We start from the raw sequence: 12,267 nt of genomic DNA, 5'->3' as shown, positions 1-12,267 counted from the left end.
CATCAAACCGCCTGCCGCAACGTCTCCTTGAATTGCAGAAGCGTGTTGCGCTCCAGCAGATGCCCCGAAGCGAACGGCGCCACGCGTCGTGCGAGCACATCGTCGAGCGCCTGATTGATCGCAGCGGGCGAAAGCTCGTCGACCACAGGCCCAAGCTCTCCCGTGCGGCAGAACCATCCGATCAAGCCATCCGCCGTGGCAATCACCGGCTTGCCGAAGCGGAACGCCTGCACGAGCACGCCGCTCATGCCGTAGTGCCCTTTGTATCCGAGCCAGACGGCATCGCAGGCCGAGAAGAGATCCAGCTCCATCTCGGCGGGAATGAAGCGGTTGAACACCACGGGCACGGGCGCCTTCAACTTTGCGATTGCCGTTGCGAGCCGAGCGCGCACGTCTTCGTCCTGAGCGCCGGCAATGACGAGCGTCGGCGACTGCGCACTCGGGCGTTGCGCGAGCGCTTCGATGAGTTCGAAAAGGCCCTTGCGTTCGTTGATCGCACCGTAGACGAGCACATGCAGCCCATCGGACAGGCCGAGGCGCTCACGAGCCGCTGAGGGCTCGGCGGCGCGTGCGTCGGGAAACGGATCGGCGAGATATTCGATCGAGGTCGTGTAGCGCGCGGTGGATACGTTGCGCTTCCACCAGTCCGGCAAGGTCGGGTCGATGGTCAGCAGCGTCTTCATGCCGCCCACGCGAATGGCGCGCGCAAAGAGTCTTCCCTTCACCGCATTCACGAGCGGCCGGCGCGGCGCGCGCACACCCACGAGATGATGATGAAAATTCGAACGCATCGTGATGCCGACCCACGGCGTCTTTCCGAACGGCGAGCGCAGGAACGGCAAAGCGAGCAGGAAGTAATCGACGTAAGGCACCACGACGAGCGCGATGGAACGCCCACGGCTCGCGGTATCGAAGAAATGCTTGAAGTCCTGATGCGCGCGCACGTAGCTGACCGAGTGCAGGCCGCGCCCATGACGCACGGGCGGCGCGACCATCATGACTTCGAGCGCGTCGCCGCCTTGCTCCTGAATCTTCTTCACGAGCGGATGCGCCGCGTTGCCAGGCTCGGTCACGATGATGCAGCGATACCCCGCTTCCATGTAAGCGTTCGCGGCCCATTCGGCATAACGCCAGCGATGCCCGCTGAAATTGGGCTCGATGATGAGGACTTGATCTTTCGCCATTGATTTCACCGTTGCATCCGGCAGATGTGAACGCACATTGAGCGCGAGATGGCTCGCGCCACGCCATAACGCCGACGAAACCGACGTTAGCATCGCCACTGCGTACGCAACGGCCAAATTTCAGCGTTTTTCCGCGTACGCCCTGTGTGCGGGGACACGCTTTGAAATTCGTCAACCCGCATTGACACCCATTTCGGGCCGATTTCAACTACGCGTTGTCGTCCGCCGCAACCGCTGCCACGATACTTTTGGCACAGTCGCCTGAAGAAGAAGCGGCGTCACGCGCGCACCCGTCGTCCGGAATGGGAGCGTTGCGCGACGCGCAAGGTGGTCGAGCGCGCCAGGCCTCAAGCGCGAACGCCACGCCAACGAAATAACAGCAGCGCGGGGAATTCGAGTGAGATCTGTCCGGCTACCTTTCATACCGGCGCGCGGGCGTTTCCAGCAGGACGCCGCATTCTGGGTGCTTCTGCAGCAAGTGGTCGTGCGCGGCTTCGTCGCCGTCAAGTTTCTCGCCATCGGCCGGATTCTCGGACCCGAGGCAATCGGCGCGGTCAGCATCGCGCTGCTCGCGGTGGCTATCGCCGAATCCTTGTCCGATACCGGGCTCGCGCAAGCCGTCGTGCAAGGCCGCGATGCGCCCACGCATAACGAGCTCGGCGCGGTGTGGTCCACGCTCGCGATGCGCGGCGTGCTCATCGGTCTCTTGCTCGCGGTGCTCGCGCCGTTCATGAGCAGCCAGTTCCATATGAGCGGCTCGATCGGGCTGATCCTGCTTGCAGCCGTGTTGCCGATCGTGCGTGGCGTGGCATCGCCCGCGTATTTCATCGTGACGCGGCAGCGCGGCTTCCAGAAGCTCGCGGGCGTCGAGTGTTCCGCGAGTTTCACGGATTGCGCCGTCGGCCTCATCTGCGCGCTCTCGGGCGCGGGCGCCTACTCGGTGCTGATCGGCCTCGTCGCCGGCGAGATACTCAAGACCACGCTCACCTGGAGCAGCATGTCGCCGCGTCCGCCGCTGCGCTTGTCGGTTGCGGGCATCTCGCATTACGTGGGTTTCAGCCGCTGGATCTGGGCGGGCAGCGTGGTCAATCTGCTGCTCAATCAGTTCGACAAGGTGGTCGTCGCCAAGCTGCTCGGGCCGATGCAACTGGGCGCGTATCAGATGTCGTCGAAGCTCGCGCAGATGCTCCTCGCCGATGCCGCCATCGCCATGTCGCAGTATCTGTTTCCGACATTCTCCGAGCATCACCGGCGCGATACGCAAGGCGCGCGCAAGCTCTTCACGCGTTATCTGCTGATCGCGGGCGTCGGGCTCACGGTGCTCGTGATCGTGCTGCGTCTGGCCGCCGAGCCGCTCTTCAATCTCGTGCTCGGACCGGCATGGCTTTCGGCCGTGCCGCTCTTCCGTATTTTCGTGATCAACATGGCGATCGGCGCGATCATCGCGGTGCTGGTGTCGTGGCTGCGCGCGGTCGGCATGCCCAAGGTGGCGACGCACGCGTCGATCGTGCAGGCCATCGTGCTGTGCGTGACCGTGCCCATCGCGACGCACCTGTGGGGCGTGACGGGTATTGCCTGGGCCATGACGCTCGGTCTCGGCGCCGCGGCGTCATGGATGCTGTTTCGTATCGTCAGGGAGGCTTGAATGCGCATAGTTCACCTCGTACTTGCACCGCGTCTGTCCGGCGCCGAAGTGCTCGCGAAAGATCTGGCGATTCATCAGCAGAAGGGCGGCGAGTCGGTGGCGGTGGCCTCACTCGTGCCGGCGCACGACGATTTCACGGCGCTCAAGGCGGAACTCGTCGCGAATGGCGTGGAGTGTCTGTTCCCGGAGCGCATGTACGGGCGCTTCGGCAAGCTGTGGAATCTGTATCGCACGATCAAGGACGCGCGCGCCGACGTGCTCTTCGCGCACGCGACCATTCCCGCGTTCTACGCGCGCATGCTGCCGCTCAACGTGCCGATCGTCTATGTGATGCACTCGGCCACCAACGACTTCGAGAGCGAAGCCTTCAGGCGCGTCGAACGTCTGTTGTCGCGGCGGGCGCGCGCGGTGATCGCGGTGTCGCCGACCAATATCGACGATTATGTGGACGCGGTGGGCCGTCATCCTTCGATGACGCTGATTCCGAATGGCGTCGACATGGCGCGCTTCGGCAAGCGCCCGGCCGGCAGCGTGACAAAGGAAGCGCAGATCGTGCAGATCGGCCGCTATACGTCGGTGAAGAACCAGCTTTCCACGGTGCATGCGTTTCAGCGCGTCGTCGAGAAAGTGCCGTCCGCGCGGCTCTTGTTGTGCGGCGTGATCGAAGATCCGGCGTATCACGCGGCGGTCGGCGATCTCATCGCCAAGCTCGGATTGTCGGATCGCGTGAGTCTGCAAGGTCCGCGTTCGGATGTCGCGGAACTGCTGTTCTCGTCGAACGTGTTCGCCATGCCGTCGCGTTCGGAAGGGCATAGCATCGCGTTTCTGGAGGCGCTCGCGTCCGGCGTGCCGGTGGTGGCGAGCACCATTCGGCCGTTCAGCTTCGCGGCGGATTTTCCGGGCGTGCATCTCTGCGATCCCGACGATATCGACGCTTATGCGGACGCGCTCGTGCGTGCGCTGACCGAGCCTCGCTCGCATCGTCCGCTTGGTGGGCTCACGCTCGCCGATACCGCCGCGCGATATCTCGCGGTGGCGCGTCAGGTCACGCAGGCGCTGCCGCGTGGGGCCGCGCCGGCTTGAGGTTTCATCGTTGATGGCTTGACGCGGCGGGCGTTTGTCGAGCATTGCGCCGGCGTGATGTTCGACCTGGCGCCGCGCCGAGGTTTTTTCACATCTTCTGCGTGCAAGCGGCCATTGCGCCGCTGTCCTTCCCTCCCGAATCCGGAAGACGCGACCGCTTGCCGTTTATGCTCGAACCGAACGCCTGCGCCGCGTCTTCGATCACGCGCGGCTTGTGGGCGCGCGCGATGGCGTAAAGCCGGTCCATATCCACTCCCGTCGATTCAACACTGGCGCACTCATAATTTTTCGCGTATCAATTGAGGGCTTGCGCCACGGTCGCTGTCCGGACCGCCATCGCCTCGATCCCTTCCAGGCTTCGGCAAGCACGCGCTTCGGATGCGGCGCTTTGCCGTTCGTATCACGTCCGCCGGTCACACAATCGCTTCACACTTCACTGCAGACATCGCGCGCGTGCGTGATAGGCATCGCCATTGGCGCAGGCTGCAGCGCGGAAACCGCGCTTCTCCCAATTGTTGGATTTTCGAGGAGTTCCACACGATGAGCACGATCAAGACGAAAGACGGCACCTCCATCTATTACAAGGACTGGGGCAGCGGCAAGCCGGTGGTGTTCTCGCACGGCTGGCCGCTCGACGCCGATGCCTGGGACGCTCAAATGCTTTTCCTCGCGGGCAAGGGATACCGCGTGATCGCGCACGACCGTCGCGGACACGGTCGTTCGGATCAACCGTCGGAAGGCAACGACATGGACACTTATGCCGACGATCTCGCCGCGCTGCTCGACACGCTCGATATCACGGGCGCCACGCTCGTCGGCCACTCGACGGGCGGCGGGGAGGTCGCGCATTACATCGGCCGACATGGCACGAAGCGCGTGGCCAAGGCCGTGCTGATCGGTGCGGTGCCGCCGCTCATGCTCAAGACCGAGGCAAATCCGGACGGCTTGCCGATCGACGTTTTCGACGGCATACGCCAGGGTGTGGCGGCGGATCGCTCGCAGTTCTATCAGGATCTGACGATGCCGTTCTACGGCTACAACCGCGAAGGCGCGACGATTTCGCAGGGCGTGCGCGACCTGTTCTGGCTGCAGGGCATGCGCGGCGGCATCAAGGGGCATTACGAGTGCATCAAGCAGTTCTCGGAAGTGGACTACACGGCCGACCTCGAAAAGTTCGACGTGCCCACGCTCTTTCTGCATGGCGACGACGACCAGATCGTGCCCATCGGCGCGGCGGCGGAGAAGGCGTCGAAGATCGTGAAGAATGCGACGTTGAAGGTGTATCCGGGCGGCGCGCACGGCATGTGCACGGTCGAGGCGGATAAGGTGAATGCGGACTTGCTGGCTTTCATCGAGAGTTAAACAGGCTTTGCGTGACTCGTTCTTGCGGGCGAGTCACGCGTTACGCGTTGGCCATTCGGATGAGGTGCGCAGGATAGATGTATCGTGGATGATAGACTCCGAACGACAGGATCGCGAAGGATGACGAAGTAATTGACGCGAGGGTTATTTTGTTGATGGAGGGCAGGAATTATGCCGGAGATGCAGGCACACTTTTTACATTCGAAATATTGGAACGGTTTTCTACCAGTCGACCCGGCTGTGATTGCCCGCAAGGCGGGCGTCACGGTCGAGTACGACCCGGCGCTGGGGGACGCGTGCGGAAGGTTCGAGATCGTGGAGGGGCATCCCAAGATTTATATCAATCCGAACGAGACCAAGATTTGCCAGCGATTCGTCGTGGCGCATGAGCTGGGTCATTTCGTGCTCAAGCACGGCAAGCGATTCGTCGATACGCATCGCCAACTGAAATACGTGCAATTCAAATTTCGGGAACAGCAAGCCAATGACTTCGCGCTGGAACTGCTAATTCCGCATTTTGCAGTCGATATCCTGATCGAAAAGCGCAATATCACGAGCTACATCAAGCTCGCGGAATCGTTTGGTGTTGGAACGATGGCGATGCGAACCAAGCTCAAAAAAATGGGGTGGGCCCCATGAACGCAGACATCGATGTCAGGACGTTGCAAGCCGATAGCGATGCTTCGCTTGGCGAGCTTGATACCACGCGAACGACGGCTGAACAGAGTTCCTTGATCGTGGAACATATCGCTGACCGCCGGCAATATCGGATGTTCAGGCACTACGCGTTCTTCGGCATGGCGGCCCTGATCGCGACGCTCGTGGCAATGCTGGCGACCTGGATTATCACGTGCGGCTGGCGCATTTTCAGTTCTTCAGCCCAAAACTATTCATCGCATGTCGAGTTGTTGCTGGCGCCGCTTGTGGTGCTGGCTTCATTGGTCGCCGTGTCCATGCTGCCCATCGTCCGCCTGGTATTCCGGCAACTCGGAGACAAAGACGACAACAAGAACAGCATCACCATCTGGCAAACGGTCATCAGCGAAATCGGCGATGCTCTAAAGGAGTATCTGGGTCGCAGCCCCAAATCCCCCGCCTGAAACCAAAACCGCCCGGGCAAGACACGGGCGGTTTAGAAAACATGATTCACTTGCGCACCACGTGCGGCCGTCGAAACACCATCCATCGTGGAACCTTGAATCGCACGATGCTGATGTACAGCCACACGTAAGTCGCCGCAAACACCATCACGAAACAGAACAAATGCAGCGTGTGCCGCCAGAACAACGTCGCGGGAATCACCGCAATCAGGCATAGCAGCCAGAGATAGGGCGAAGTCAGCGAATTGCGTCGCGTGAGTTCACGCGCATTCTGCACGCCGACCGCCCAGCGCATCAGCCGCTTGTAAACCAGCATATGCAGATGCACGCCATCCGGAATGCCCGGCGACATGCCGCGAATGAACTTCTTGCGGTAGATCGAGAAACACGTCTCGAAGATCGGGTACATGAAAAGCAGCACGGGATACCATGCCGAGACATCGCGGTTGCGCATCACGAGCAGGATTGACAGTTCGCCGAGCATGAAACCGACGAAGTACGCGCCGCCATCGCCGAGAAAGATCAGTCCCGCCGGAAAATTCCAGATGAAGAAGCCCATCACCGCGCCCATCATGATGAGCGAGCCCGACAGCACGACCGGATCGTGCACCTGAAACGCCACGTAGGCGAGCGAGGCGAACATCATGAACGTGACCATCGAAGCGAGGCCGTTGAAGCCGTCGATGATATTCACCGCGTTGGCGAGCGCCGCCACCGCGATCACCGTGACCGCGCAGGAAATGACCGCGTAGGAAAGCAGAAAGTCGAGCGGCGGCACGCTGATGCGCGTCACCGCGATATTGAGAACCGCATACGCGAGCCCGGCCGCCGCCATGGTGCAGACAAGCCGGATGAGCGGCGTGACGCGCTTGGTCATGTCTTCGATCAAGCCGGAGAGAAACGCCGGCATGCCGCACGCGATGATGCCGAGTATCCCGCCCGAAACGAGCGGGTAACTCCATCGCAATTGCACGGCCGATACCGTCAGTCCGCATAAAATGCCGACGCCGCCGATGCGCGGCACCGGTCGCGCATGAAACTTCTGCACGCCGGCAAGATCGGTGTCGCCCAGCACGCCTTCATGCAGGTGCGCGAACCGCACGATCAACAACGTCACCAGCAGCGACACCAGAAAAGCGAGCGCGAAACTAAGCATGAAATAGGACCGGTTGATACGAGTGAAGCAAGGCGCCGCGACGCCTCAGGCAAAGCCTCGCGGATTTTGCGACTGCCAGCGCCAGTGATCCGCGCACATGCGCTCGATGCCATGTTCCGCGCGCCAGCCGATCAGCGCGAGCGCCGCGGCCGGGTCGGCGTAGCAAGCGGCGACATCGCCCGGACGGCGCGGCACGAGTTCGTAAGGCACTGGCTTGCCCGACGCCGTTTCGAATGCCTTGACCACATCCAGCACGCTATAGCCTTGTCCCGTGCCGAGATTGACGACGAAACTTCGGTCGAGCGACTTCAGCGCATCGATTGCGGCAATATGCCCGCGCGCCAGATCGACCACGTGAATGTAATCGCGCACGCCGGTGCCGTCGGGCGTCTCGTAGTCGCTGCCGAACACGCGCAGGCGTTCCAGCTTGCCGACCGCCACTTGCGCCACGTAAGGCATCAGATTGTTCGGCACGCCCGCCGGATCTTCGCCGATGAGCCCGCTTTCATGCGCGCCGACCGGGTTGAAATAGCGCAGCGTCGCGATACGCCACGACGGATCGGACACTTCGAGATCGCGCAAGATCTGCTCGGCGATGAGCTTCGATTGCCCGTACGGATTGGTCGCGGAGAGCGGAAAACTCTCGTCGATCGGCACGCTCCGCGGCACGCCGTACACCGTTGCCGACGAACTGAACACGAAGTTGCGCACGTTGCGCTCGCGCATCACGTTGAGCACGGCAAGCAGGCTGCCGATGTTGTTGCTGTAGTACTCGATCGGCTTCGCGACCGATTCGCCCACCGCCTTCAACGCGGCGAAGTGGATCGCGCCGGTGATCTCGTGCGCATCGAAAATTCGGCGAAGCGCGGCTTCGTCGCGCGCGTCTTCCTGATAAAACGCCACCGGCTTGCCCGCAATGCGCTCCACGCGCTTGAGCGACTCCGCGCGGCTGTTGACGAGATTGTCGATGACCACCACGCCGTAGCCCGCGCCGAGCAGTTCGACGCAGGTATGCGAACCGATGAAGCCCGCGCCGCCTGTCACCAGAATCGTGCCTCGCGAGGTGGTTTGTGCCGTGTCCTGCGCCGCGTTCTCATGCGCCCCGTTGCCATTCATCGTGTGCTCCCCAGAAATCGAAATCAGAGTGAAATGCCGGTTATGGCGTGTATTGTGCCCTTGTATCGTTCGACGACATTTTTTTCGTCGAATTCGCGGGTGACTTTCTCGCGGCCGCGTTGCGCCATTGCTTCGCGCGCGCTACGTGGCAGCGTCAGCATGCTTTCGAGTTGCGCAGTAAGGCTGTCCGCGCTCTTGACTTCGCAAAGCAGGCCGTTTTCGCCGTGCGCGACCACTTCGCGGCAGCCGGGCACGTCGGTCGCGACGATCGGACGGCCCATCGCGGAGGCTTCCATCAAGGTGCGCGGCACGCCTTCGCGATACGAAGGCAGCACGACGCAATCCGCCGCCGCGACGAGCGGCCGAACGTCGTTCGCTTCGCCCAGATATTCGACGATATTCTCACGCTCCCACGCTTCTACGTCCGTGCGGCCGATCGCGCTGGGATTATCGACGCCAACGGGCCCCAGCAACTGGAAACGCGCATGCGGATAGCGGCGCTTAAGCCGTCGCGCCGCTTCCACGTATTCGGCCACGCCCTTGTCCCACAAGAGCCGCCCGATCAGGATGAACACGAAGTCTTCGCGTTCGGGCAACGGCTCGAAGGCGAACTCGTCGAGATCGACGCCCTCGCCATGCAGACGGCGCGCGCGATCCGGGTGCACAAGCAGTTTTTCATCGTTGAAGGCGGCGAGATCGTCCTGATTCAGAAACCAGATTTCGCGCGGAAAACGGAACGCAAAGCGATAAAGCCGCTTGGCGATCTGCGCCGTGCGGCTTTTCTGGATGAACACGTAGCCGAGTCCCGTCGTCACCGCAATCGACGGCACGCGCGCCAGCATGGCCGCAAGCGAGCCGTAGATATTCGGCTTGATCGTGTAGTGGAAAACGAGATGCGGACGCGTCGCGCGATATTCGCGATACAGCGCGACGAGCGTCTTCAGGTCCTGACGCGGGTCCGTGCCTTTGGACGCCACCGGCAATTCAACGCAGCGGCAGCCCATTGCCTCCAGCGGTTCGAACGTGCGGTCGCGCGGCGCGATGATCGTCACTTCGGCTCCGTTGTCCGTCAGCATGCGCAGCACGCCGCGCCGGTAGGTATAAATGGCCCATGCCGTGTTGCACACGAGGGCGATGCGAAGGCGCTGCGGTGGTTTCGTCATCCGGGAGTCGTTCTTTTACGGTTCGCCGTGCGAGGCGGAACATGCCGCGCGCTTGCGCTTGTGCACGGCCAACCGTAGCGCAAAATCAATCGAAAGCAATTCGACAATAAGTTCAGGGTGCAACTATTTCGTGGGCGTGGAAGGCCGCAGCAGTTTCGCCTTCAACGCCTTGAGCGCGCGATACGGCAGCAGCAGATGCGCAATGCTCTTGCCGATGCCCGCCCAGTCGAACACGTTGCCCGCCCGCAAGTAACGCCATTGCAGGCGCAGCGTTGACAGCGTCTGCGTGCGGCGTTTCGTGGCGCTGATGCCGTTCTCGTTCAACTCGTAGTAAAGACCGAACGCCGGCAGATTCGCGCCGTCGTAGCGTGCAAGCAGACGCAGCAGCAGATCCAGGTCTTCCGCCGCGCGATAGTCCGCGCGATAGTTGCCGACCTCGCGCACCGCCTCGACACGCAGCATCAGCGAGGGATGCGCGAAGCACGAGCGGGCGAGCATCATGCGGCGGATCGTGTCCGGTTCGGTCGGCGGCGTGAGATCGAAGAGCGGCGCGCCGCCGGTGGCTACCACGTGCGTCCACATGCCGAGCGCGGCTACACGCGGATGCGCCTCGAGATACGCACGCTGCATCGCGAGCCGCCCGGGCGTCGCGAGATCGCCGCTGTCGATACGCGCCGCGTAGCGCAAACCGCGCGCGGCAAGCGCTTCGATGCCGGCCTGCAACGCGCGCTCGATCCCGCCGTTTTCGGGCAGTCGCAGAATCGCGATCCGCATGCCGTCGATGACCGGCGCGACGATGGGTGGCGTGCTGCCGTCATCGACGATCAGCACTTGCACGGGCGACGTTTCATCGAACGAGGCGAGCGTGCGTTCCAGGTCGGCCTGACCGTTGTACGCGGGAATGAGGACGGCGACATCGGAGAGAGCGTTCATGCTGACAGGCGCAAGCGTATGTAATAGAAATTCACCGACGCCGCCGCCAGATAACCCGCAGCCAGTCCGATCAACGCGCCGTAGCCTTCGAAGCGCGGAATGGCGAACGCATTCACCGCGAACGCGACGCCGAGCGCGAGCAGCCATTTCGCGAGCAGCACGTACTTCGCCTGAAATTTCAGGACCACGAGATTGCCGATTGCCTCGATGCCCGCCGGCACCGAAAGCCACACCGCCCAGCGGAAAATTTCCGTGGCGCCCGCATAGTTCGGCCCGAAGACTCGCGTGATGATGAAGCCCGCGAGGGCGTCGAGCACGGCGGCGCCGGCGACCATCAAAACGGCGGTCAGCGCGAAGAGGCGCCACAGATTGCGCTTCAGTTGCGCGGTGTCCGTCACGCGATAAACGAACGCCGGCGCGATGGTCTGCGCCAGCATCAGCGCAAGCGCAATCCAGTTCTCGTTCAATTGCTGCGCGGCGGAATAAAGCCCGAGTTCCGCGAACGATACGCAATGCGCGAGCATCAGCCGGTCGAGTTTAAGGAACAGATACATGCAGATGAGGCCGATCCAGAACACCATACCCGCGCTCGCGAAGTGCCTGAACAGTGCGCGGTCGAAGTGCCAGCCGAGCCTGCCGCCGTGCCGCCGCATGTAATACACGAGAAGCACGCCGCCTATCGCCGCCGCTTCCAGCGCCCACAGCCAGCCGAAACTCGCCGCGCTCATCGCCATGCGCACGAAGGCATAGACGAGCGCCGCCTTGACGATGGCCGTGAACATGCTCGCAATCAATTGCGGCTTGCTGTAGGTCATGCTCTGCAGCCACGCGTTGATCACGCCGATGAACGGCTCGCGAAACAACATGGTGAGCGCAAGACCGGCGAGCATGGCACCCACGAGCGGGTCGGTGAAGCCCGCCGCGATCCATGTCCAGGTCACGACGAGCGCAATCGCCGATACCGCGATGCGCAGCACGAAGGCGCTGCCGAGCACGACGCCCGTGCGCGCGGGTGGTTCCTTCACGATGGTCGGCACCAGAATTTCCGCGCCGCAGACCCACGTGATCGGCGCGATGACGAGCAAAAGCGTATTCGCGTACTGCCATTTGCCGAACGCGTCCGGGCCGAGATAGCGCGCGAGCAGCCCCGAAATGACGATGGCGATTGCAATTTGCGTCAGCCTTTCGAGCCCGAGCCAGACGATGTTGGCGAGCGCCCGCGCGACGTCCGGATTGCCCGAGCGCGTCAACGCCTTCATGCCGCGCGTACCGAGGTGTGGTCGGGCATGCCGTGTGCTAGCAAAACCTGACGGTCCGACGCTTTCGCGATTTTCGCCAGCTTCGCGACAAACGTTCGCCGCAACGGAAAATACTTTTGTGTGGTGGCGCGCGAAGGCGCCTCATTCCCGGGCATCGAGGCGAAAGAGCGATTAGGCATTGGATTAGAATGAGCGCGCGAGGCTTTACCGCGACGCGCAGCATGAAAACGTGGAAAGCGCTGAAAGACAGCGATTATAAGTGCGAA

Annotated in this window: 11 protein-coding genes and 1 pseudogene; 5 read left to right on the top strand and 7 right to left on the bottom strand. The window is 62.3% G+C overall.

The window, feature by feature from the left end:
- Positions 1–2 precede the first annotated feature (2 nt).
- Positions 3–1,184, bottom strand: coding sequence for a glycosyltransferase (locus NCT04_RS11140; RefSeq protein ID WP_250465392.1), 1,182 nt, complete (start codon positions 1,182–1,184; stop codon positions 3–5).
- Between the two features lie 397 nt (positions 1,185–1,581).
- On the opposite strand from NCT04_RS11140, the gene NCT04_RS11135 reads away from it, so the two are divergent.
- Positions 1,582–2,829, top strand: coding sequence for an oligosaccharide flippase family protein (locus tag NCT04_RS11135; protein WP_250465390.1), 1,248 nt, complete (start codon positions 1,582–1,584; stop codon positions 2,827–2,829).
- The gene (locus NCT04_RS11130; protein WP_244826025.1) at positions 2,830–3,912 is read left to right on the top strand and encodes a glycosyltransferase family 4 protein; all 1,083 of its coding nucleotides are present in this window, start codon (positions 2,830–2,832) and stop codon (positions 3,910–3,912) included. It abuts the gene before it with no gap.
- Between the two features lie 154 nt (positions 3,913–4,066).
- Here the strand turns inward: NCT04_RS11130 and NCT04_RS34685 are convergent.
- Positions 4,067–4,165: pseudogene (locus tag NCT04_RS34685) on the bottom strand (DegT/DnrJ/EryC1/StrS family aminotransferase); the annotation flags it as partial.
- Positions 4,166–4,452: 287 nt separating this feature from the next.
- Between NCT04_RS34685 and NCT04_RS11120 the strand changes: the two are divergent.
- The 3 genes from NCT04_RS11120 (at position 4,453) to NCT04_RS11110 (ending at position 6,374) form a co-directional block, all read left to right on the top strand.
- Complete coding sequence (locus NCT04_RS11120) at positions 4,453–5,274, top strand: alpha/beta fold hydrolase (protein WP_250465388.1); 822 nt, start codon at positions 4,453–4,455, stop codon at positions 5,272–5,274.
- A gap of 171 nt (positions 5,275–5,445) precedes the next feature.
- Entirely contained in the window at positions 5,446–5,913 is a 468-nt protein-coding gene (locus tag NCT04_RS11115) for an ImmA/IrrE family metallo-endopeptidase (RefSeq protein WP_250465386.1), read from the top strand.
- Positions 5,910–6,374, top strand: coding sequence for a hypothetical protein (locus tag NCT04_RS11110; protein WP_250465384.1), 465 nt, complete (start codon positions 5,910–5,912; stop codon positions 6,372–6,374). The genes NCT04_RS11115 and NCT04_RS11110 overlap by 4 nt, the downstream gene beginning before the upstream one ends.
- Positions 6,375–6,420: 46 nt before the next feature.
- Here the strand turns inward: NCT04_RS11110 and NCT04_RS11105 are convergent, their stop codons facing one another.
- From NCT04_RS11105 to NCT04_RS11085, 5 genes are all read right to left on the bottom strand, one after another.
- Positions 6,421–7,530: an MraY family glycosyltransferase gene (locus NCT04_RS11105; protein WP_244826018.1), complete on the bottom strand. Its 1,110-nt coding sequence runs from the start codon at positions 7,528–7,530 to the stop codon at positions 6,421–6,423.
- A 45-nt stretch (positions 7,531–7,575) separates the two neighbouring features.
- Positions 7,576–8,646, bottom strand: a complete 1,071-nt coding sequence (gene galE, locus NCT04_RS11100; RefSeq protein WP_250465382.1) for a UDP-glucose 4-epimerase GalE — start codon at positions 8,644–8,646, stop codon at positions 7,576–7,578.
- Positions 8,647–8,669: 23 nt separating this feature from the next.
- The gene (locus NCT04_RS11095; protein ID WP_250465381.1) at positions 8,670–9,809 is read right to left on the bottom strand and encodes a glycosyltransferase family 4 protein; all 1,140 of its coding nucleotides are present in this window, start codon (positions 9,807–9,809) and stop codon (positions 8,670–8,672) included.
- 123 nt (positions 9,810–9,932) lie between these two features.
- Positions 9,933–10,742, bottom strand: a complete 810-nt coding sequence (locus NCT04_RS11090) for a glycosyltransferase (protein ID WP_250465379.1) — start codon at positions 10,740–10,742, stop codon at positions 9,933–9,935.
- The gene (locus NCT04_RS11085; RefSeq protein WP_250465378.1) at positions 10,739–12,001 is read right to left on the bottom strand and encodes an oligosaccharide flippase family protein; all 1,263 of its coding nucleotides are present in this window, start codon (positions 11,999–12,001) and stop codon (positions 10,739–10,741) included. The genes NCT04_RS11090 and NCT04_RS11085 overlap by 4 nt, the downstream gene beginning before the upstream one ends.
- Positions 12,002–12,267: the final 266 nt, after the last annotated feature.

Source organism: Caballeronia sp. GAFFF2 (assembly GCF_023631485.1).
In the GTDB taxonomy this organism is placed as follows: domain Bacteria; phylum Pseudomonadota; class Gammaproteobacteria; order Burkholderiales; family Burkholderiaceae; genus Caballeronia.
The sequence above is the reverse complement of the archived record's forward strand: the minus strand, read 5'-3'. Positions and strand labels throughout refer to the sequence as shown.

Excerpts from the sequence above, each read along its gene's own strand:
- NCT04_RS11130 (WP_244826025.1), top strand. The coding sequence starts at position 2,830 with ATGCGCATAGTTCACCTCGTACTTGCACCGCGTCTGTCCGGCGCCGAA.
- NCT04_RS11140 (WP_250465392.1), bottom strand. The coding sequence starts at position 1,184 with ATGGCGAAAGATCAAGTCCTCATCATCGAGCCCAATTTCAGCGGGCAT.
- NCT04_RS11090 (WP_250465379.1), bottom strand. The coding sequence starts at position 10,742 with ATGAACGCTCTCTCCGATGTCGCCGTCCTCATTCCCGCGTACAACGGT.
- NCT04_RS11085 (WP_250465378.1), bottom strand. The coding sequence starts at position 12,001 with ATGAAGGCGTTGACGCGCTCGGGCAATCCGGACGTCGCGCGGGCGCTC.
- NCT04_RS11110 (WP_250465384.1), top strand. The coding sequence starts at position 5,910 with ATGAACGCAGACATCGATGTCAGGACGTTGCAAGCCGATAGCGATGCT.
- NCT04_RS11095 (WP_250465381.1), bottom strand. The coding sequence starts at position 9,809 with ATGACGAAACCACCGCAGCGCCTTCGCATCGCCCTCGTGTGCAACACG.
- NCT04_RS11105 (WP_244826018.1), bottom strand. The coding sequence starts at position 7,530 with ATGCTTAGTTTCGCGCTCGCTTTTCTGGTGTCGCTGCTGGTGACGTTG.
- NCT04_RS11115 (WP_250465386.1), top strand. The coding sequence starts at position 5,446 with ATGCCGGAGATGCAGGCACACTTTTTACATTCGAAATATTGGAACGGT.
- galE (WP_250465382.1), bottom strand. The coding sequence starts at position 8,646 with ATGAATGGCAACGGGGCGCATGAGAACGCGGCGCAGGACACGGCACAA.
- NCT04_RS11120 (WP_250465388.1), top strand. The coding sequence starts at position 4,453 with ATGAGCACGATCAAGACGAAAGACGGCACCTCCATCTATTACAAGGAC.